Raw genomic sequence first — 20309 nt, forward strand, 5'->3', positions numbered from 1 at the left:
CTTTTGTAATTATTTGTAATGATACGTATCAGTTCAAATCGGTAGTTTTATCGTAAACTTTGCCCCACCAAGAGAACTGTGTCCTACCTCGATGTGGCCATAATGTCTTTTTACGATTAAATCGACGATTGCTAGCCCTAATCCAAACCCGCTCGCAGATTTATTTCTCGATCGATCAGTACTGTAGAAAGGTTTAAAAATTGAGGGCCAATGAGACTCGGGAATACCATCGCCATTATCTTCAACAGATATGCTGATAATATCTTGTTCCGTAGAGACATTAAGCTTCGTCACCGATCTGCCATAGGTAATTGCATTGAGAATTAGATTTGACAATGCTCGCCTAAACAGCCATGAGTCCAAATTAACGTAGACCCTTTCTGAATAATCTAAAATGATATCATTCGAACAGTCTTGCCGCTGTTTGTTGACAACGTCTTCGATTAAGTTGATCAAATCTGTGGACTCAAACTTTAGATCTACCTCTGGCCTTTCGAGCTTGCCCATGTATAGTAAATCCTCAACCATACGTTCCATTTCTTCAGTATCTTCGATAATGCTAGAAACTTTCTGGTGTTGCTTATCGGTAAGATTATCGTCTTTGAGCATTTCCGCTTGCCACTGAATTCGAAAGATAGGAGTGCGCAGATCATGAGCAACAGCATTAGCCAAAAATTGATTGCTAGAAATTAAGTTGGAGATTTTATCTGCCATATAATTGAAGCTTTTATTAAGTGTCCCCACTACCTTATTGCTTTGTAGAGGCGCTCTTACCTCAAGATCACCTCTTGCAAACTCCATAGTCACTTTCTCGAGAGTTTGGATCCTTCTGCCAAGAAACCAAACGAACCATAATGAGTAAATGAAAAAACCTAATAGTATAAAAACCCAACCGATATCATCATCAAATTGAATGGCTCTCCACAAGTCGCTTTTCTTATCTGGAACAATATGGAAAACTAAATTAGGGTCAGTGAGCTTAAACCAAGGTTCTCTATCATCATCATAATATATGGAGTCTTCGATATGCTCAGTAGAAAAAAAGTGACCTACATCCTCGGGCAAGTTCTCTACTCTAACAATCAGAAGCTTACGCGATGTTTCACTCACGACATGCTTGAGCGCGTCTACTGCTGCTTGAGCACCTTGCTGTTCAGAAATACTTAGAAGTACATTTCTAAATGCATTACCTTCTCTTTCCTGGAGCACATGATCATAGTCAGTATTGACACCATAGATAATAAGCTCATAGGCAAAAAGACTTGCCATAAACCATATGAGCAGACCTATGAAAGACTCTAAGTAGATCCTACGCATGAAGGCTCAATCCCCTACCAAGCATCGGGGACAAAGAGATAACCCTTGCCTCTTACTGTGATAATTCTCTTTGGTGTGGTTGAAGTGTCACCCAACTTTTTGCGCAAACCTACCACTTTGTTATCAACGGTTCGATCCAATCCATCGTACTCAATTCCACGCAGAATTTTTGTTAACTCATCTCTCGATAGCGCTTGATCTGGTGAAGAAGCGAGTGCCCAAAGTAAATCAAATTCGCTATCGGACATAGGGATCGAATCACCATTCAATGTACAAGATTTTCTTGCCTCATTGAGAAATAGCTGACCGAATTCGATAGTCTTGTTTTGGCCTTTATTACCATTCGCAGGCCTTCTTAATAACATTCTCATTCTTGCCAATAACACACGAGGCTTGATAGGCTTTGTAATAAAGTCATCAGCACCTATCTCTAATGCTGCGACGTGGTCAAAATCATCATCACTCGCAGTGAGCATCACCACTTTACCTTGATAACCTGACCTTATTTGTCTGCAGATCGTTAGCCCATCTACTCCTGGAAGCATCAAATCTAAAATTACAAGATCGGGTTGTTTCTCAATAATGACTGCTGCCACAGAATCGCCACTCTCGAATGAGGTCACATCAAAATCTTGTGAGCTAAAGTATTCCGTCAACATCTCACGGAGCTTCGTATCGTCTTCAATAATATAGAGAGTGTGCTTAAGAATTTTTGCCATAGTCATCTTTAATACTGCTTTTCGTATGTCGCAATAAGTCTAGCTTATTCGTTTGTTAATTACTGTCAGTTTATATGTATGCGTTGGTAAGAGTAAAGGAAACAAATACCTTAGCATGGTGTAAAAAAGTATCAGACCATATCAATAATTGATATCATGCCCAATTATTTAAGAGGATAAAATCTATGAATCGAAAAAAAAAGATTAATCAAGCATTAAAAGCCAAGAAGAAGAAAATGAACTCAAAGTTGCATAAAAGCAATAAACCTCGGTATATCTCTAAGGCTGAAAGAGAAAAGCTTGCGGCTATCGAGGGGCAAGAAGAGGCACAACAATGTGAATAGAGTCTATACCTCTTTCCATGATGCTACATTGTCTACAAAAGAAGAAACGTTTCATCAATAGGTGTAAAATTATCACAAACGTCAATCAGTGACTGTGATGTCAAACTTGGCACACCAAATACATCAAATTTTGCATTGGATGTCTTTTTTACACGGTCAACTAGCACTTCAAAATCGCCATCACCCGATAATAATATGACTCGGTCAACTTCCTTGGATATATCGTAAATATCCAAGGCAATACCTATATCCCAATCACCTTTAGCAGTGCCATCTTTTCTTTGTAAGAATGGTTTAAGTTTAACTTCGAAACCTATCCCTCTTAAGATGTGGTGAAACTGCCGCTGTTTTTCATGTTTAGAAGCGATGGCATAGGCGTTAGCAACAACGACTTCTTTTTCTGTTGCTACTACATGCCAAAAATGATTGTAATCAAAGTGGGCTCGGTATTTCTCGCGAGTTGTGTAGTAAATATTCTGCACATCAACAAAGATTGCTATTTTTTCCACATTATTAGTCTCAAATAAAAATATACGAAATAATACCAGAATTGAACAAAACAGTACTCATTTGTTCAATTCACCATCCTTAATGTAACATTCGTTAACATAACTAAACTATTGATTGTATTATCTTTAATGCCGCATTTATCGTGAAAAATACAAATTTTTGGTACAAAATGTAACCTACAGTTCAAATACTGTGAGGTTCGATAGGTTTGAGCCTTGATTCCAAATGTGAATAGAATATGATGGAAAAGTATTCAAGCGTTAGCATATTCTCATTTTTTAAACAAAGGCGAAGCAAATGGAGCTAGACATTTTTAATCCTTCAGGGCAGCTTCGCAGAGCCATAGTTTTTTGGCTTAGTACGCTAATAGCGGTTTTCTTACTGACAATAACAACTATAAAGCTAAGTTTCTTCCAAATAGAGTATTACAACATTATCGAAGGATGCTTAGGTTTCTTTTCTTTGGCGGTATCCTATCTTGCCTACAATGAAAATATTTCTAATATACTCAAAACAGCCTATGTTTACAGTTTGATCATAGTGACAAGCTTGGCAACAAAAGTCTATCCAATGGAGTTTGGTATATTTTTATGGACTTGTTTATTCCCGGTTGTATTTTACTTGATATTAGGTCGCCGCTGCGGTGCACTAGCAATAGGTACCGCATTTGTTGTTCAGGTCGGTATTCTCTCTTATGAAGTAACAAATGACGACCTTGCCAACAATGCGCAACTGGTTATCAATTTCTCGCTCGTCTTTGTTGCGATATGGGCTACTTCTCATGTGCTTGAGGTTAAACGCAGACTGTCTGAAACCTCTTTAGGGCAACTTGCATCTCGTGATGCTCTGACTGGCGTGTATAACCGACATGCACTCGTTCATAACTACGATCATTACAGGCGCTCAGGCTCAAAAATTCCACTTTCATTACTCATTCTAGATTTGGATTATTTTAAAGCAGTCAATGATAAATTTGGGCACGATGTGGGAGACCGAGTTCTCGTGGAAACAGCAACGCTTATTGATGGGCTAAGTGGTGAGCATTTAGTTTATAGAATAGGTGGAGAAGAATTCTGTATCGCACTTCACGATACAGGCAGTAATGAAGCAAGAGACAAAGCCGAGCAACTACGTCAGGCAATAGAGAGCTACATTTTCAACAATGAAGAAAACCCGATAGCACTAACCGCAAGTATTGGAGTTTATTACTGCAACCATTTTTCAAACTTAGAATCTGTGTTAAAGGCTGCAGATAAAGAACTCTATAAAGCAAAGAAAAATGGAAGAAATCAGGTTATGGTTTACTGCGATGACGAACAAGCCCAACTCCATTTCATTTAATAATCAATTGTCCTCTTCCTCAAAGACAATATTGTAATTTTCGGTATAGGTACATTGGGGCTGACGACTACAGGTGAAAAAACGACGGCCTTTAAAATCACCTTGAGATGCAACTTTTACGACCATTGGGCTCCCGCATTTTTTACAAAATCTAACTTCCTTGTCAGGCTCAATTAAATCGATATGAGCTGCAAGCAAACGTCGAAGTCGCCCCACCTGATAGCTATATTTCACAGTAATCCCTATCAAAGGGATGCCAGCCGAATTACAGCAATGCATTAGTAGTTTTTGCCGATCGACTTTTCCCTTATTCAACTCTTTACCATCATCAAGTTCAATGACAACCCTCGACTCTAATGTCCGAGGATCGCAAATAACAAAATCAAAGTAACTTTTTGAGATTCGGTTACTGGCAATAAACCACTCTTTTTTGTCCGTTGCCATTGGTGCAATGACATTAGTGAGGCTCACTTTACTTAACACAACACCATGTTTTCCAACAGCGGCTAATAGAGCATTATAAAGAGCGACTTCTTGAGCATTTAAAATCGGTCCCTTTTTCTTGTAGACACTGTCTTTTAGTTCTTCTTGCTTGATAAAACGCTTTTGTACAAAAAAGAAGAAAAGAACCAAAATAGCGAGAATGATAAAAATACTTTCCATTTGACCCCAGTAAAGCAAAAAGCTTGTTTAGACCTCTTAATTATTCTTCTTTCTATTACGAGAACAAGCTTTGTTTAATAAATTTGAGAGATAAAAATATGGACAAAAAAGTTTTGCTCAATTTTCAATCAGAAAGGACAACCATTATTATCTATATTTATCGAGAATCACTTGGTAACGACTTTTACCATTGTCGTCGATCTTTAACTTTAACTGATTAATGCCCTCTTGAAGTTTCCTCACCAACGCCCTGTCTGTGCCAAGGTTAAACGCAAAGTATAAATCCCCTTCACTCAAGGTAAACACGGCTTCGTAGTCTTCAGGGCTTTGTCCACTTTCCTTTAACCACCACTTGGCAACATTCTCTTCATAAGCCCAAAGATCCACTTCACCAGATATAAATTGATGAACCAATTTTTGTGGCACTGTGTTTTCTATCATCGAATCTCTTGGTACACCCAGTTCAACGAGAAGTTGCTCACCAACATCGTCTCGGATCACACCGATTCGATATTGAGCCAGGGCTAGAGGGCCGTTTATAGTAAAGTTTCTGTCTTTTCGACCCAAAACAACGATTTTTGTCTGGCTTATGGGCCCAGCCCATTGAAAAATGTGCTCTCTTAACTGCGTACGTGTAGTAGAAAAAAGTACAGTGTCAGGGGTAATCAAAGCAGAACGATACGCCGTTGCCCATGGCTGTACCTTTATATTATTGATATCGATAGGACTCTGGATTTGGGAGCTTGCTTCAACAAGAATATCGATAGCGATGCCTTTGGTGATATTGTTTTGTTTGTAGTTATAAGGTGGATACTGCTCTGTCACATAACTTAGGGTATTGATTTGTGAGCTGTTAACGATAGGAATTAAAAATATCGCCATTAGGAACACAAATATTGATACACGCATAACGACCTCTAAAGTAATCAGCTCTTGTCCATCTAAAACTTTAGAGGGCGTTTTATCTATCGTCTAGTCATAAATCGTCTCAGTCAAAATTTTTACAATCTTATTTATATTCCCATCATACAGTGGTATCACGACTTACCTTTGACAAAAACTTTATCCAGCGCTGGCTAATTTTTGAGGACTTTATTCTGTCAGCCCTTTTAGCCTCATGCAGTGCTTTATTGATTTCGCCCAATTTGTAGAATGCTTCAGCCCTTGTCATAGCCACTCTTTCTGGATTCTTTTTGATATCTTTGGTTAGGTCCAAGACTTCTCTGTAGTGTTGCTGTTGAAGTAACAAGCCGATAAGGTTCCAGCGATACTTAGACTTATATTTCGAAGCAGATTGCCATACCGCGATGGCTTTATCCCACTCTTTTGCCCTTTGCCAGTAAACGGCTTGTTCAAAGAGCAGTTTAACATCAGTTGAAGCATCATTTAGTTGGCTAATTTCCAACGCCGCTTTTTCTGGGAGGCCAACTTGAGCATATAGCTGAGCTAACATTCTAAGATCTCGCTGTGACAATTCAACATGATTTACTTTAGCTAGAGAGAGTGTATCGACAGCATCACGCACTTTACCTACTTGTACCTGAAGTGAAGCGAGTTGGCGCCACCAGCTTGCTTTTTCTGGTTTTATTTCTAACAAAGACTTCAATGTTAATATCGCTCTATCCCATTTTTTGAGTTCAAGTTGAGCGCCCAATTTTAGAGATAAAGGCTGAACTCTTTCCTTTGGGGAAGTCTTAAAATACTTATTAACCGATGAGATAACAGACTTCCATTGGCCTAATTGATAATGAGCTTGAGCGATTCGTAGCCATAAACCTTCTGAATCAGGCTTGGGCTCTGAAGTCTTTACCAATGAATAATATCGAGGTAACGCCTGGGTAAACTGCCCTGAACTTAAGTATAAATCTGCCAACATTTTTTCAGTTGACCATGCTATGTCCGGTAATAATTGCTTACTATCTACAGCTGCTTTTAGGTGCAAGATTGCATCAGAAACTTGTTCTTCTTGCCAATAGAAAATACCCAGCATTCTTGATATATAAGCCTGATCGTACAAGCGAGAGGTCTCGATAGCTTTAAGCAAACGAATAGCTTCATCAGTCTTCTCCTCTTGAGAAAGTTGATAAGCTTTTTGAGCTTTAATAGCAATGTACTGACTTAACTCTTTACCATGTGCGAGAGAAGAAAGCATGAGCAATAGAATAAGAATTAAGCGTTCCATTACTTGTCCAACTTAAATTCAATTGTTTGAGAAATTCCAAATTGAGATACCGCGACACCATCAACAATTTTTGGCTGATACCTCCACTTTTTGATCGCTCTTATCGCTTCCCTATCAAATATTCGTTTTGGCTGAGCGGAAGTGACTTTTACATCAACAGCTCTACCTTTTGAGTCGATGGTAAAACTCAATGTTATAGAACCCTCTATGTTTCTCTTTAGGGCTCTTGCCGGATAATTAGGCTCTACACGACTAAGCGGCATAACATTTTGTGTCACACCAAAATCACCGAATTTTGGCGAGCTAATTTCTATGCCTGATATAGAGGTATCCAATCCTAGTGTCATAGGACTAACAGGAGAAATATTTGAGGGTGATGGAGTTTGTGAAGTCAGAGCAGAAAGTTGTTGTGGGGCTTGTGGGGCTTTCGGCTTTTCTGGCGCCGCACGCTGGCGGCGTTGAAGAGCACTATCCTCTTCAACCATAACCATGTTAAACGCAAGAGATTCTGTTTTTTTTAAGTTGCGATCCGAATCTACACTAACCATAAGAGCCATAAAACTGAATACAGAGATAGACAAGAATAAAGCGATAGGAGTAGCAATAAAAAAGCGATTCACTACTTTTTCTCCGCTGCCAAAGCAATGTTATTTATACCAGCTTGCTTCGCTGCGTCCATTACTTTTACTACCACTCCACTGTAAGCAAGCTCATCTGCTTGAATTACCAAAGAGGCATCTGGCTTGTCTAAAAGAAGATTTTCTAGTGAGGCTTGCACTCTCTCTAAATCAACCATTCTCTTATCGATATACACATCGCTGTTTGATGTCACCGCAACAAAAATCCCCGCGTCTTTTTGACTAACGGCGCTCGCGGCAGCAGGTCGATTGACCTCAACACCGGATTCACGCACAAATGAGCTAGTCACAATGAAAAATATCAGCATAATAAATACAATATCGAGCATAGATGTAAGATCGATTTGCGCTTCTTCTTGTTGCTGACGTCTACCGAGTCTCATCGACGACTCCTTAATGATTTTTCCAACTTTATCTGTTTTGTCATACAAATCTTTGATAGCCGTGAATGACAAAACATTCCTGTAAGGGCGGCAACCATACCTGCCATTGTTGGTATAGTTGCTAAAGAAATACCTGAGGCCATTAATTCAGGGCTACTGCTTCCTTGATTTGCCATTACATCAAATACTGAAATCATACCTGTCACTGTGCCTAAGAGACCAAGCATCGGGCATATCGCAACCAACACTTTAATAAATCGCAGGTTTTTATTCAGTGAACACTTTGCCGATGCAAGCCAGCCGTCTCTTATAGAGACAGCAAACCATGAATCATGATCGTCCCTTTGCATCCATGCATCCACCCATTTTTGTCGCAATTTAGGGAACTCGAACCACAAAAATAACATGCGCTCGATAGCCAAAGTCCATGTAAGAAACACAACCCCAGCAAGCCACCAAAGTACCAGCCCCCCTTGTTGCATAAAGTTTCCTAGAGAGGTTCCTTTTAATGAAGACAAGAAGCCATCGGTTAGTAAGGCAAGGAATGACTCCATTACGCGGCATGTCCTAAAGTTTTGCTTGTCGAACATGCAGATTCGGCCTGTTCTGCAACCAAGGCAATACCCTGTTTCTCCAAGGTAGTTCTGATCGTTTCAGCTTGAGAGCTCAGAATATTGTGTGCCAATAATAGCGGCATAGCCGTTATCAAGCCCAATACTGTCGTAACAAGAGCCATAGAAATTCCGTCCGCCATTATCTTAGGATCGCCATTCCCAAATTGGGTGATCACTTGGAATGTCTCTATCATACCCGTTACCGTACCCAACAGACCCAGCATTGGAGCGAGAGCAGCAAAAAGTTTCAGCATTGATAAACCTTTTTCTAACTCAGACTGTTCATCAACCACAGCCTCTAATAGACGAAGCTCCAAAGCTTCGACAGTGCGATCCTTATCTTTGTTGTAAACAGAAAGTACCCTACCTAATGGGTTATTTCCGGGGGAGTCAGGAGTTTTAAGCTGTTTTTGTATTTGGTGACGAACTCTAAGTAAGACCGTTCCCCGTACCACCCCAATCAACAAACCGATCACCAAAAGCCCTGCGATTACCTTTCCAACAATTCCAGCAGTTTGAAAACGCTCCAATAGAGTTGGTTGATGGGTAAACTGTTCTAAAATCACTCCACGTGAAGGGTCGAGTGCTACTGGGGTTACCTGCCCCGAAAGAATGGGAGTGATTGAGGTTAAGGTAGGAAAAGAATCTGGCTGTTTCGAGTAATCAAACCCGACACGTTTTTCTCCATCCCACTTTATATAACCAGCATCCCCAATGAGACCAAAAGAGCCCAACCTTATTGCATTTACCTTCTCAGTTTGGCCTTGACCGTTTATAAACGATATTTCAATAGGTTGAATTTCGTTGCTGGCGATAATTTGTTCTTCAAAAGCAGCCCATAAGTCTTTCAGTTGCTTTATTGATGGGAGTTTAGAAGCAGAGACGACCGACTTAATGACGTCATTGTAAGATTGTGAGTCTGCGCCAGTAACAGACCGAACTAACTCACTTTCAAGCTCCTTAGCGCTCAAACGAACAATACCAAACAGTTCTCCCAAGCTGCCTGATTCAAGACGGAGTTTTTCCTCTAAACGAGCTAAACTGTCTTCATTTTCGCTAAATGTCTCTGACAAACGTTTAGTTTTATTTTCTAGCTCTTTTTTCTGAGCCATTAATTCAGCTTTTTGAGAATAGAGTAATGCTTCCGTCTTTTTAAAGTCAGCTTCTCGGGCGATATTGTGCTGTTTTTGTTTACTTGACTCTTCAGAAGCACGCAAGACCAAGTCACTTGCGATGGCATGAGATGACAAGACACTTAAAACGAGCATGGCTGCAGTAGTTGAAAACCTCATTATTTAACCCCTCCAGCATTCAACGATACAGGCAATGTCACCATTGATGTGGATTTTTGTTCCACCAGATTAAACGCTTTATCAATCTCTGAATTTAAAGAGCCATTCATTTCAACCCAAGAGCCAGAATTGCCATCCCAAGACCAGTATTTCATTTTATTTATGCTTCTCGCTACGATAGAAATACGACCAAGGTGAAAAATATCGGCCTGAATATTCTCTAGACCAACTTTTATTTCCCCTCGATAAACCTCTAGTAGTGTTCCATAGTCAAGTTCTATTTGATAAGCATCCAAAATTCGGCGATATTTCTCGGCGTCACTGATATCTGCCCTTGACATCATCGAGTCAAGTTTTGCGATTCGCTTCTGGCGAATATTTAATTTAATTGGCGGCCCTGAAGCGACTATCTGTCGCAGACCGTCAATCATGTCATACATTAAAGGAACAACTCTTTGACGTGTGGTTTTTACTTCTTCAATTTGTTGCTCTAAGCTATCCATCTCATTGTTTTGGCTTTTAACAAGCGATGAAAGATGGTTTCGATATACGGTTAAATTTTTAATTTCAAGACGAATCTGTTCAATTTCTGTTTGCAACTCTAGAGTGCGATCAGCACTCATATCCACTCTTTTTTGACTGGAAATAGAAGAATCGTTGGTTTTTTTCTGAATGTCTTGAGCGTGTTCGAGAGTATTGGCATTAGAGCCTGACGCAGCCAATGCCAAAAGCAATGGTAGGCTAACTGTTTTAATGTTCATAAAGTCTTTTCGTTACAAAGAGCCAAAATAGCGAATTGAGAAGTAGTCTCATTATCATTAGATATCTCATAGTACTGAGATTGAGAAAAAAAGCAATTACACTTACGATTTATACAAATATCAGTGGCAAAAATCGCTATAAAACGGAGATTTCACTTTGAGGAAGGTCAATTTCTATACTCAGCCCACCAGTAATAAGATTTTCCGCAATTATCGTACCGCCCAGCAATAAAACAGATTCCTTGGCAATAGATAATCCCAAGCCATAACCACTTCGTGCTTTTGCTCTCGAACTATCAAGACGAGTAAAAGGTGTAAAGATTTCCTCAATCTTTTCTTGCGGAACTCCTGGTCCATTATCTGATACCTGTACCCTGGTAAATGCTTTTCCTTGACGAGTTATATCGAGAGTTCGAACAGAAATACTTGCGTTAGTCCCCGCATATTTCATTGCATTTGAAAGAAGGTTATCAATGCATCTGACAAATAGCCGCTCATCAGTAACTACAAAGCAAGGAGATCTTTCTAGGTTAAAGTCGATAACTTGAGCTCCGACAAGCTGTCGCCTAGCTTGCTCAATTTGCATTGAAATCACACCTCCGAGATCAACCCATTTAAAATTTGCCTCATAACGTGCATTCTCCAAGCGACTGAACTCTAGTATCTCCCCTACCATCTTATTCATTTCATCGACTTGTGCCTCGAGACGGTCAACAATTTGTTCACCCTTTTCGTCTACTTGAGCACGCAATAAATGGATAGCGATATTTTGCCTCGCTAGAGGCGTTCTTAACTCATGTGAAACATCACGAATCAGTTGCCGCTGCCGACCAGAAAGTTGGCTGATTTGATCAGCCATATGATCGAAGTCAGAAGCAAGATCATTGAACTCTCTCGTCTTGGACTTAAGTTCAGAAACAACATTAACAGAGAAATCACCACAAGCGAGCCGCCTGCTCGCTTCTCTTAGTCGATTGAGTGGGTTTTGCAGATTTTTAGCCAAAATATAAGACACTATTAGCAATGTTAATACAGCAATAATTACCTTACTAATACTAAAAAATAACAAATACCTATGAGCCGGATGTTTCTGGCTTGGTAATTGGACAATCAACTTATTACCGTTTCTCAAACCCATTCCTATCAGAGGTTTGTTCACCTTATTGTCTAATATTTCATCAATCTCTCTAAGAAACTTAAGCTTGAACTCAAAGTGTGGGTGCATTTGACGACTTGTCAGTGGCTTGTTTAAATTGTTAAGAACAAAAATATAATAAGGTTGTGATTCTTCCCATTCCTCAAGGCCGCTTATATCATTCTTATCAATAAAACTATTCGCCTCATCAACTAGTTGATATAATTCGTTTTTTATCTCTTGTGGTACCCCCAGCATAACTCTGATCAAGGCATGCTCCGCGATCGCTTGTAAAACAAGAATAAGTATCAAGACTGTCGACATATAGCCAAATAATTGGAATACCAGAGAGTCACTTTTAAGTAGGAACTGATTTTTCATTTTTGCCAGACAGTGGGGGTTAATTTATGTTTTCTATATAACTGTATCCCTTACCTCGTACAGTTTTAATGTGTTGTTTCGCGACACCAGCTTCTGAAAATTTGCGTCTCAAATTACTAATATGCATATCTAAATTGCGATCAAACGGGCTAAGTTCTTTTTTTAGAACTTCGATTTGCAATTCAGATTTTGAAACAACTTTATTCTCTCGAGCAATCAGATAACTCAATATATCATTTTCGGTTCCAGTTAAAGGTAGCCTCAACAGCTTTTGTTGCACAGAATCGCTATCAACAAAATGCGGTTTACGCTGCTTTTCTAGACTTACCCTACGAAAGATTGCTTTAATTCGAGTTAATAATTGAGGAACTTTGAAAGGTTTGGCAATGTAGTGGTCGGCACCAGCTTGATAACCATCAAGCATGGACTCCTCATCATCTAACGCAGTTAACATTAGAATCGGGGTGGCAAATCGCTGACAAATTTTTCTCGCAACCTGCATACCATTCAGTTTGGGTAGCATGACATCGAGAAGAACCATATCAAGTGGGTGCTTCTCTATATAACTGATAGCACTTTCTCCACAGTGAACACAATTAACTTCGTAGCCTTCGTTGTTTAATACATCAGTTAACAGGCTACACAACTCAAGATCATCATCAACAATAAGAATTCGTGACATGGGAAGGTTCTGAATAATTACAACAGCGCACATCATATTCTTAGTAGGACAACAACACAATAATCACGAACAGATTTTAATAGCAAAGATTACAATAATAACACTATAAGATTATGAAAAATCGAATAATTTAATAGATACTTGTCTGATTTTAAACTTAAGTAAACGCCAATGTGTTCTGGGCTTTGTTGGTAATTTTTCGCGTAAAGCAGATAAACCTAACTCTTGAAACTTAACCTCTCCCCCATGTGCGAGTAACAATGTTTTAGGCTTTAGCTGGTTTATCTTGTCAAGTGATGCCCGATATTGATTGGGATGAAATATCGGAAATGGAGGAATCAAGCCTTTCTTTATTTTTACCAATAAATCTCCAACATAGACAACACCGATACCTCGGTGGTATACACACAAATCTCTGTCTGTATGCCCAGGTGTTTCAATAACTTGCCAGTCGTCAAATATTGGGAGCATTTGCTTATCTAATAATTCTACATCAAATTTTAGCTTTCTTGAGTACCATAAATTTCGTCTTTTTTTACGTTGGCGTTTTGCTACCCAGCGTGCAAGAAAAATATCGGTAATATGCATGACTGCGCCAGAAAAACCACGATACCAATGATGCCTTCGCTCTGCACCGACGATAAGGCAACCTGAGAGTTTACGCAAAGGGTTCGCTGCTCCGGCATGATCGGGATGCATATGGGACACCACCACAACTTTCAGATCTTGAATAGGACGGGATAATTGCTCAGTGATATACTTTTGAATGAGTTCAACATCTGCTCTCGACGCACCGTCCAACAATAATAAACCCTCATCTACCTCAACAAGATATATTGTCTGAATATAGCCATCAAGCTCATGTATTTTCATTGGATAAAGACTGTATAAAATAGCATTTACTTAATTTAGCAACAGTCTCACCCAAAGTAAGAGCAATTACTCTAGGTTGTGATGTTAGTAGAAATATTTGACCAGCTTATGAACGTAAACGAAACATTCGACCCTCAGTACGATACAAAAGCAAGGATACTAGTATTAACAGGCACCCTAATATCTTATTATTCGATAACTCCTCACCGTAAACCAGCATACTCAAAACTACAGCCCAGATTGGCTCTAGAAGCATGATTAAAGCTGCGTTGTTGGGATGACAGCCTTTTTGACCAAAAGTTTGCATTACATAGCGCAGACTAGTTGCAAGAAGAGCACTAAGAAAAAACCAGACCCATATTTCACCCGAGACATGCGCTGGCTGGGTCTCGAACAATAAAGAGACACAAATAGCGACGAAACCGGTAACTCCCAATTGGATTGTGGTAAGGACGAGAACAGGCACACTTTTAGATAACCTACTGTTCACATTGAAGTGTAAAGCAAGTAAGCAAGCATTTATTAAGAACCAAAGTTGTCCGGGTGAGCTATGCCAACCACCAGATAATGAAAGTAGGGCCAGACCAGCTAGTGCAATTGGCAATGAGAACCAAAATATCCTTTTGGGCTTCTCACGAAACATCAGCCAACCGAAAATGGGAACAATAAGCATGGATAGACTGACAATAAATGCGCCGGCTCCAAGAGATTCACTCACCGAAATTGCATAAACCCATGTTAGCAAGGCGAAAGCCAACACCAGCCCGCACCCAATAGCTTTTATTAAATTCACTTTTTCGATAAAAATTAGATTTTTAAAACAGAACGGTAAAAGGCAGAAAGAGGCCACACAAAATCTTAATCCAATAAAGCCAAAAGGAGGAATACCTTGGATCGCTTGTTTTGAAAATATCCAGCCCAAACCAGCAAGAACCGTTGTAAATAGGAGAATAAGCGCACTTTTGTTTTCAGCAGTCATTCACCCCCCTTTAATTACAAAATTATCTATTATTTACTGATAGTGTCAGATTTTTATATCGAATGCGAATGATTATTTATGAGGAAATTATGTTAATTGTTGGTCATAGAGGTGTTTCTGGCTATTACCCTGAAAATACACAAGCTAGTATAGAGGCAGCTGCTCGGTTAGGATTAAAATGGATCGAAGTTGATATCCAGATCACCAAAGATAACCATTTGGTTATTGCTCATGATGCTAGTATCGATCGCTGTAGTAATGGCCATGGAACAATCAGCGAACTAACACTGAAACAATTAAAGCAGTACAATTTTGGCAGTTGGTTTGACCATTGCCGCTTTAGTAGCGAAAAAATATTAACCATTGAAGAGCTACTCCAAATCGCTCAGCGTCTTTCTTTATCCATTAATCTTGAACTGAAAGTATTCCAAAAAGCGAGCGAACAACTTTGCAATCAACTCGAAAAATCACTCTCTTTAAGTTCTTTTCCCATTAACAACCTTGTTTTCTCAAGTTTCGATCATCAAGCTCTGCTTAATCTCAGACAAAAATTACCAAATGCAAAATTAGGCGCCCTTTGCGAAAGATTAGACGATAAAACAAAGGCTCTTATTCGTAATGTCAGTGCATACAGCTGTCATTTACACCACCTTTCAGTAACCAACAATGACATTGACTACTTACACGACAAAGGTGTTCAAGCATGGGCATACACAGTAAACAAGCCTGAACAAATAGAAAGACTAGGTTCAATCGACGCTATTTTTACCGATTTTCCGGATCGATTTGTTATCTAAGATATAAATTAACCATTATAAAACATAAGTTTAAATTGGCCACTTTAATTTTTTCATTTAGACAAATGATAAAAAAGTTGAAATCACTTGCCAGCTGCACAAAAAATAACTACTGTATATACATACACTGTATATGGAGACAGCATCAATGGAACGCAACTTTTTTGGCCAAACTACAACCCCTAGCTCGAATATATTGGTGCCATCGCTGACTGGATTCGTTTTCGATAACCACGTACTTAGACACTTAGCCGATAAATCCCGCCAGAAGCAGTGGATCCTGTTTACCGCTGAATGCCAAAGACCATGTACTGAACAACTTGAGTACTTTCAAATTCACTGCGATAAGATTATTCAAATAAAAGCATCACAAACAAAAAACGAATTTGAAGTTGCCAGCCAGGCCATTTTATCTGGAAATGCCAGTACGGTAGTGGCATCAGAAAACCTGACAAAATACGAACGAGGATCTCTGAAAAGGCTTGGGCGAAAAATCGGATGTGAGGTTTTCTTTATATCAGCAAGGAAAAATACCATACACTAATGCAAACGTTTGCTTTTTTGCTGGCACCACCGATTAGTTCTGGTATTATGCACAACAGTTAAATACTAACGTTATTGTTTTAAGTAGGAATGTTCCGATGAGCCTCGCCAATAAAGTCTTAGCTGTTAATGATGATTTCCCTATACGTACTGACCAGAAAGTACATAGCGGTAAAGTTCGCTCCGTTTACTGGCTGACCAAAGAAGACAGCAAACGACTCATACATGAAAAAAGTTACAACGTAGCGCCCAATGCGCCGCTTGCGATTATGATCATAAGCGATCGCCTTTCGGCTTTTGATTGTATCTGGCAAGCTGAAGAAGGATTAAAAGGTGTTCCAGGTAAGGGCGCTGCACTCAATGCGATTTCGAACCACTGGTTCAAATTATTTAAAGAAAACGGACTTGCCGATAGTCACATCGTCGATATTCCGCATCCACTGGTATGGATTGTACAAAAAGCTCGCCCAGTGATGATTGAAGCGATTTGTCGTCAGTACATTACTGGCTCTATGTGGCGCTCCTACGAAAAAGGTGAACGAAGCTTTTGCGGCTTTCAGTTACCAAATGGTTTAGAGAAAGACAAGGCTCTACCCGAGCTACTGATGACACCTTCAACAAAAGGTATTATAAAAGGGATTGCTGACGTTCCAGAGGCGGATGACGTCAATATCACCAGAAAAAACATCGAGGACAATTACCAAGAGTTCAATTTTTCATCACTCGATGATATCAAGACATACGAACAACTTCTGCGAGAAGGATTCGTTTTGATAAGTAACGCTCTTGCAGACATTGGACAAATATTTGTCGATACCAAATTTGAATTTGGTTACGCACAAGATTCTCTAGGCCAAGAAAAGCTTATCTATATGGATGAAGTCGGTACTCCTGATTCATCACGTATCTGGGATGAAGAAGCTTATGAAAAAGGCCATATTTTAGAAAACTCAAAAGAAGGCTTTCGCCAGTTCCTGATCAACCACTTCTCAGACTCAGACGTTTTATTGAATAAAGATAGAATGGAAGAAAGATTAGCGCTAGCATCATCGACGCTACTACCTAAAGAAGCACTCCTAAACGTCTCTGACACTTACCTAAGCATCGCCAGTAAAATTACGGGCACATCAATAACAGTATCTGATAACCCGAGGGAAGAGATCATCGATGTCCTCGATAAGGAATATGGACTGATTATTTAGTTCTCGTTTATCGCATGAAGCGGTTTCTTTTAATAGAATTAACCGCTTAATCTTTTTGGCTCTTCTCAGTTATATCATGCTCGTTAATGAGCTGATGAACTTCATCACTCAAATTGAGTTTCTCTACCAGATAAGGCAAATCTAACTCCAACAAGCAGTCCTTCCTCTTATCAAGCCCTTCAACTTGAATAATATTCTGTACGGCGACCTTAGTGCCTTCACTTTTCGCTTTATGCGAGAAGGCTGGCATGTGAAGCGCTTGATCTGATGTAAAGGATACAATCGAATCTATTGAGTCTACCTCTAAACCGTACTTTTTACCTTCACAAATAAAAATTAAGATTTTTGATTCCACTTCTGATTGCTTTTCTTTCATTTCATACATCAAACGAGAATCTATCACGACAATCAACTCATCTCTTAAATTAATAATGCCTTTAATATTCTCAGGCAGGCCGGGAGGGCTAATGACTGAACTAGGGTAATCAATAATTTCATTGACCAATTTGATATCGAGTGCATAACGCTCTGCGATGGTAAAAGTAATATAGGTCTTTTTAAGAAAATCTCGACTGGCGACTTCCTTAACCTCATTCGAATGGTCTTTAAACAACAAACCATGATCGTGAATAATTTCTTTGATTTCATCATCAGAGAATAGCTTTTCATGGTCTAACAAGGTGGCCTCTGGACCTGAGTGACTCGGAATACATCCAACGAACATTTTGGACTTTTTCGTTGCTAACAGCGGGAATTGAATGATGTCCTCTTCATAATAGGAGATGATATTATCAAGAGAAGACACCAATAGGCCCAAAAAGCTCTCTTCAAGTTTAATAACGATCACGATATGGCCTAGCTCCCCATCGCTATCACTTACCGTCTTTTCCCCACCTAAAAATTCATTAAAATCTACGATAGGAATAATATCACCGCGGATATTGACAGCACCAAGGCAATTATTCCCCGCCAATACTTGATTCTCAATTTCTCTAACCTCAATAACTTCTCTAATCGCATTCACTTTAAAGGCACAAAGACTTTGCCCTAGTTTAAAGGAAATACATTTACATAATACCCGAGTTGTCTGCTCCGTCTGAGAGGTGTGTTCAAAATCAATATGAGGCAGTTTTTCAAGATTTATCACTTCGATAGGGTCAATAATTTGGATCATTCTGCTACCGTTGTCCAGCTTGAAAACACCCGCAATAATGGTGTCGTGATGCCTTTCAGTATGAGGGCAAAATTCAATCCGCTCATTCGACCTTTCGTAAAAAATCTCACCGGTTCGATCGAAAATTATACCAACACTGAAGTGACCATATTCAATAATGGCAATAACTCTATTACTGTTGTCTTCTTTGTCCTCCAGCGGTATTTCCATGTTCTCGTAAAATATTTTTCTCAAGTCGACCACAGGAACGATAGTTCCCCTTAAATTGAACATTCCAACCATGTAGTTTGGTGACAAAGGAATACTATTATATTCACCTAATTCATTGACGACTTCTCTGATTTCTATAGCAGCAACAGCAAACTCATTACCGCATAGAAAGAACGAGCCATAGACGTCTTGAATCGTATTGTGATGTCTAGTGAGATTGTTGGTTTCGTTGATATCCATAATTTATCCCTCATGACGCTGAATTTCTCGATATCATCTGGATCTCACAAGAATTATCCAGCCCATAAACGATCATTTTCCGTCCTTCCATGCCTAATGTGTCTTTATGGGAAATGTGTATTCCCAATTTATTTAGGCAAGCTTCTGCCTCCCTAACATTAGCATCCCCAATCAATTTATTGCTTTCGGTTGATTCTGGCATTGTCATATTGCCACCTCCAGCAATAACGGCATTCGCATACTTGTACTCATGCGCTAATAGTTTCATTTCATCCAATAGCGCATAAATCGCACGGTCGACGTAACGTGAATCCCCAGAAGACTGACCACATTCTGCACTGGGTAACAAACAGTGAGCTAATCCATAGACATCTTTTTTAGCGCAAAGAATTGCGACCCCAACACAGGAACCAAGCAGTGCGTGTAACACATCTTTTGAATTACCCACTCGATACTCACCTATGGGCACATATATCTTGCTCATTTGCTTTTTCCGATTGGTTTATAGATGTGAGGCAGCAAATATTCGAAACTTGAAGACGTGTGTAAAAGTGACTCAGACTCTCCAATAATCAGTATGCCTTGTGGCGATAAACATTTGTGAATATTGAAAAGTACTTTTTCTTGATCTTCTTTATTAAAGTAAATCAATACATTGCGGAGAAAAATTACATCAAACTTATATTCAAATTGTGGGTAACTAAAAAGATTGTGTGTTTTGAAAGCCAATTTAGTTTTCAACTCTGGGATGACCCTGTACTGGCTCTTACCATTTGACTTTAAGTAACACTTAAATAGATTTGGTTTGGTTAATCGGAACTTCTCTATAGAATGCCCTGAGTAGATACCGCCTTGCGCTTTCTTTAATACTTTATCTGAAATATCAGTAGCTAAGATGTCAAAATTCAGGCTAGGGAAAACCCTCTTACACTCAGACAAAATAATAGCGATGGTGTAAGCTTCCTCACCAGTAGAAGCCGCCGCAGACCATACTTTTAAATCTCTTTGCTTATGCTCGCGGCAATAGTTAGGGACGAAAGATTCAGATAAGTATTGCCAAACATCCGGCGTGCGATAGAAATAAGTCTCATGAGTTGTGATAGCATCGATAAACAGTGTCTGTTCTTTGATGTCACTTTTCACCATATCGAGGTAAATATTATAGTCACTTATTTCTAACTCACGCGCGCGCTTTCTTACTCTACTGGCAACCATAGTTTTACGACTTTTGCCTATGGTTATCCCCGTTTTTTCATGAATGTAGTCAAGGTAAAGCTGAAAACAACTCGAGCCGAATTTACTATTGATAATATCGCTCATTCCCTACTC

23 protein-coding genes are annotated in these 20309 nt (G+C 39.4%); 5 read left to right on the forward strand and 18 right to left on the reverse strand.

Features of this window, described 5'->3' with window-relative positions; all coding sequences use genetic code 11:
- Positions 1-33: 33 nt before the first annotated feature.
- Positions 34-1317 (reverse strand): sensor histidine kinase, encoded by a 1284-nt coding sequence (locus RH40_RS02460; protein WP_009599721.1) that lies wholly within the window; start codon positions 1315-1317, stop codon positions 34-36.
- Between the two features lie 14 nt (positions 1318-1331).
- Positions 1332-2042 (reverse strand): response regulator, encoded by a 711-nt coding sequence (locus RH40_RS02465; RefSeq protein WP_009599722.1) that lies wholly within the window; start codon positions 2040-2042, stop codon positions 1332-1334.
- 179 nt (positions 2043-2221) lie between these two features.
- Here RH40_RS02465 and RH40_RS20205 point away from each other — a divergent pair, with 179 nt between their 5' ends.
- Positions 2222-2380, forward strand: a complete 159-nt coding sequence (locus RH40_RS20205) for a DUF2986 domain-containing protein (RefSeq protein WP_009599723.1) — start codon at positions 2222-2224, stop codon at positions 2378-2380.
- 32 nt (positions 2381-2412) lie between these two features.
- On the opposite strand, the gene RH40_RS02470 is transcribed toward RH40_RS20205, so the two are convergent.
- A complete protein-coding gene (locus tag RH40_RS02470) occupies positions 2413-2889 on the reverse strand; it encodes a LabA-like NYN domain-containing protein (RefSeq protein WP_009599724.1) in 477 nt (158 codons plus the stop codon).
- Between the two features lie 298 nt (positions 2890-3187).
- Between RH40_RS02470 and RH40_RS02475 the strand changes: the two genes are divergently transcribed.
- Positions 3188-4231 carry a GGDEF domain-containing protein gene (locus tag RH40_RS02475; RefSeq protein WP_009599727.1) on the forward strand — a complete coding sequence of 348 codons (1044 nt, stop codon included), beginning with the start codon at positions 3188-3190 and terminating at the stop codon, positions 4229-4231.
- Between the two features lie 3 nt (positions 4232-4234).
- Here RH40_RS02475 and RH40_RS02480 read toward each other — a convergent pair whose 3' ends face one another.
- From RH40_RS02480 to RH40_RS02535, 12 genes are all read right to left on the reverse strand, one after another.
- Positions 4235-4894, reverse strand: coding sequence for a DUF2726 domain-containing protein (locus tag RH40_RS02480; protein ID WP_009599731.1), 660 nt, complete (start codon positions 4892-4894; stop codon positions 4235-4237).
- 147 nt (positions 4895-5041) lie between these two features.
- Positions 5042-5803, reverse strand: coding sequence for a substrate-binding periplasmic protein (locus RH40_RS02485; protein ID WP_009599732.1), 762 nt, complete (start codon positions 5801-5803; stop codon positions 5042-5044).
- A gap of 115 nt (positions 5804-5918) precedes the next feature.
- Complete coding sequence (locus RH40_RS02490) at positions 5919-7076, reverse strand: tetratricopeptide repeat protein (protein ID WP_009599733.1); 1158 nt, start codon at positions 7074-7076, stop codon at positions 5919-5921.
- Positions 7076-7696, reverse strand: a complete 621-nt coding sequence (locus RH40_RS02495; protein WP_009599734.1) for an energy transducer TonB — start codon at positions 7694-7696, stop codon at positions 7076-7078. The genes RH40_RS02490 and RH40_RS02495 overlap by 1 nt, the downstream gene beginning before the upstream one ends.
- On the reverse strand, positions 7696-8097 hold the full coding sequence (locus RH40_RS02500; RefSeq protein ID WP_009599735.1) for an ExbD/TolR family protein: 402 nt from the start codon (positions 8095-8097) through the stop codon (positions 7696-7698). The genes RH40_RS02495 and RH40_RS02500 overlap by 1 nt, the downstream gene beginning before the upstream one ends.
- Positions 8094-8651, reverse strand: coding sequence for a MotA/TolQ/ExbB proton channel family protein (locus RH40_RS02505; protein WP_009599736.1), 558 nt, complete (start codon positions 8649-8651; stop codon positions 8094-8096). Before RH40_RS02505 ends, RH40_RS02500 begins: the two co-directional genes overlap by 4 nt.
- The gene (locus RH40_RS02510) at positions 8651-10003 is read right to left on the reverse strand and encodes a MotA/TolQ/ExbB proton channel family protein (RefSeq protein ID WP_009599737.1); all 1353 of its coding nucleotides are present in this window, start codon (positions 10001-10003) and stop codon (positions 8651-8653) included. Before RH40_RS02510 ends, RH40_RS02505 begins: the two co-directional genes overlap by 1 nt.
- Positions 10003-10764, reverse strand: coding sequence for a DUF3450 domain-containing protein (locus RH40_RS02515; RefSeq protein ID WP_009599738.1), 762 nt, complete (start codon positions 10762-10764; stop codon positions 10003-10005). Before RH40_RS02515 ends, RH40_RS02510 begins: the two co-directional genes overlap by 1 nt.
- A gap of 136 nt (positions 10765-10900) precedes the next feature.
- Positions 10901-12280 (reverse strand): ATP-binding protein, encoded by a 1380-nt coding sequence (locus RH40_RS02520; RefSeq protein ID WP_009599739.1) that lies wholly within the window; start codon positions 12278-12280, stop codon positions 10901-10903.
- A 19-nt stretch (positions 12281-12299) separates the two neighbouring features.
- Entirely contained in the window at positions 12300-12962 is a 663-nt protein-coding gene (locus RH40_RS02525; RefSeq protein WP_009599740.1) for a response regulator transcription factor, read from the reverse strand.
- 111 nt (positions 12963-13073) lie between these two features.
- A complete protein-coding gene (locus RH40_RS02530; RefSeq protein ID WP_009599741.1) occupies positions 13074-13835 on the reverse strand; it encodes an MBL fold metallo-hydrolase in 762 nt (253 codons plus the stop codon).
- A 106-nt stretch (positions 13836-13941) separates the two neighbouring features.
- The gene (locus RH40_RS02535; RefSeq protein ID WP_009599742.1) at positions 13942-14814 is read right to left on the reverse strand and encodes a DMT family transporter; all 873 of its coding nucleotides are present in this window, start codon (positions 14812-14814) and stop codon (positions 13942-13944) included.
- An 89-nt stretch (positions 14815-14903) separates the two neighbouring features.
- Between RH40_RS02535 and RH40_RS02540 the strand changes: the two genes are divergently transcribed.
- From RH40_RS02540 to RH40_RS02550, 3 genes are all read left to right on the forward strand, one after another.
- Positions 14904-15611, forward strand: coding sequence for a glycerophosphodiester phosphodiesterase (locus RH40_RS02540; protein WP_009599743.1), 708 nt, complete (start codon positions 14904-14906; stop codon positions 15609-15611).
- Between the two features lie 148 nt (positions 15612-15759).
- Entirely contained in the window at positions 15760-16155 is a 396-nt protein-coding gene (locus RH40_RS02545) for a SulA-like leucine-rich domain-containing protein (RefSeq protein ID WP_009599744.1), read from the forward strand.
- 97 nt (positions 16156-16252) lie between these two features.
- Positions 16253-17356 (forward strand): phosphoribosylaminoimidazolesuccinocarboxamide synthase, encoded by a 1104-nt coding sequence (locus tag RH40_RS02550; RefSeq protein WP_009599745.1) that lies wholly within the window; start codon positions 16253-16255, stop codon positions 17354-17356.
- Between the two features lie 46 nt (positions 17357-17402).
- Here RH40_RS02550 and RH40_RS02555 read toward each other — a convergent pair whose 3' ends face one another.
- The 3 genes from RH40_RS02555 to RH40_RS02565 are packed head-to-tail and all read right to left on the reverse strand — an operon-like array spanning position 17403 to position 20300.
- Complete coding sequence (locus tag RH40_RS02555; protein ID WP_009599746.1) at positions 17403-18980, reverse strand: chemotaxis protein CheW; 1578 nt, start codon at positions 18978-18980, stop codon at positions 17403-17405.
- A 10-nt stretch (positions 18981-18990) separates the two neighbouring features.
- Positions 18991-19464: a chemotaxis protein CheD gene (locus tag RH40_RS20020; protein WP_009599747.1), complete on the reverse strand. Its 474-nt coding sequence runs from the start codon at positions 19462-19464 to the stop codon at positions 18991-18993.
- Entirely contained in the window at positions 19461-20300 is an 840-nt protein-coding gene (locus RH40_RS02565) for a CheR family methyltransferase (RefSeq protein ID WP_009599748.1), read from the reverse strand. The genes RH40_RS20020 and RH40_RS02565 overlap by 4 nt, the downstream gene beginning before the upstream one ends.
- Positions 20301-20309: the final 9 nt, after the last annotated feature.

It is taken from the genome of Vibrio caribbeanicus ATCC BAA-2122 (genome assembly GCF_000165125.1).
GTDB classification, from domain to species: Bacteria; Pseudomonadota; Gammaproteobacteria; order Enterobacterales; family Vibrionaceae; genus Vibrio; species Vibrio caribbeanicus.

Bases quoted from the DNA above. Each gene is read 5' to 3' on its own strand.
- RH40_RS02460 (WP_009599721.1), bottom strand. From the start codon at position 1,317: ATGCGTAGGATCTACTTAGAGTCTTTCATAGGTCTGCTCATATGGTTT.
- RH40_RS02465 (WP_009599722.1), bottom strand. From the start codon at position 2,042: ATGACTATGGCAAAAATTCTTAAGCACACTCTCTATATTATTGAAGAC.
- RH40_RS20205 (WP_009599723.1), top strand. From the start codon at position 2,222: ATGAATCGAAAAAAAAAGATTAATCAAGCATTAAAAGCCAAGAAGAAG.
- RH40_RS02475 (WP_009599727.1), top strand. From the start codon at position 3,188: ATGGAGCTAGACATTTTTAATCCTTCAGGGCAGCTTCGCAGAGCCATA.
- RH40_RS02480 (WP_009599731.1), bottom strand. From the start codon at position 4,894: ATGGAAAGTATTTTTATCATTCTCGCTATTTTGGTTCTTTTCTTCTTT.
- RH40_RS02485 (WP_009599732.1), bottom strand. From the start codon at position 5,803: ATGCGTGTATCAATATTTGTGTTCCTAATGGCGATATTTTTAATTCCT.
- RH40_RS02490 (WP_009599733.1), bottom strand. From the start codon at position 7,076: ATGGAACGCTTAATTCTTATTCTATTGCTCATGCTTTCTTCTCTCGCA.
- RH40_RS02500 (WP_009599735.1), bottom strand. From the start codon at position 8,097: ATGAGACTCGGTAGACGTCAGCAACAAGAAGAAGCGCAAATCGATCTT.
- RH40_RS02505 (WP_009599736.1), bottom strand. From the start codon at position 8,651: ATGGAGTCATTCCTTGCCTTACTAACCGATGGCTTCTTGTCTTCATTA.
- RH40_RS02510 (WP_009599737.1), bottom strand. From the start codon at position 10,003: ATGAGGTTTTCAACTACTGCAGCCATGCTCGTTTTAAGTGTCTTGTCA.
- RH40_RS02515 (WP_009599738.1), bottom strand. From the start codon at position 10,764: ATGAACATTAAAACAGTTAGCCTACCATTGCTTTTGGCATTGGCTGCG.
- RH40_RS02520 (WP_009599739.1), bottom strand. From the start codon at position 12,280: ATGAAAAATCAGTTCCTACTTAAAAGTGACTCTCTGGTATTCCAATTA.
- RH40_RS02525 (WP_009599740.1), bottom strand. From the start codon at position 12,962: ATGTCACGAATTCTTATTGTTGATGATGATCTTGAGTTGTGTAGCCTG.
- RH40_RS02530 (WP_009599741.1), bottom strand. From the start codon at position 13,835: ATGAAAATACATGAGCTTGATGGCTATATTCAGACAATATATCTTGTT.
- RH40_RS02535 (WP_009599742.1), bottom strand. From the start codon at position 14,814: ATGACTGCTGAAAACAAAAGTGCGCTTATTCTCCTATTTACAACGGTT.
- RH40_RS02540 (WP_009599743.1), top strand. From the start codon at position 14,904: ATGTTAATTGTTGGTCATAGAGGTGTTTCTGGCTATTACCCTGAAAAT.
- RH40_RS02545 (WP_009599744.1), top strand. From the start codon at position 15,760: ATGGAACGCAACTTTTTTGGCCAAACTACAACCCCTAGCTCGAATATA.
- RH40_RS02550 (WP_009599745.1), top strand. From the start codon at position 16,253: ATGAGCCTCGCCAATAAAGTCTTAGCTGTTAATGATGATTTCCCTATA.
- RH40_RS02555 (WP_009599746.1), bottom strand. From the start codon at position 18,980: ATGGATATCAACGAAACCAACAATCTCACTAGACATCACAATACGATT.
- RH40_RS20020 (WP_009599747.1), bottom strand. From the start codon at position 19,464: ATGAGCAAGATATATGTGCCCATAGGTGAGTATCGAGTGGGTAATTCA.
- RH40_RS02565 (WP_009599748.1), bottom strand. From the start codon at position 20,300: ATGAGCGATATTATCAATAGTAAATTCGGCTCGAGTTGTTTTCAGCTT.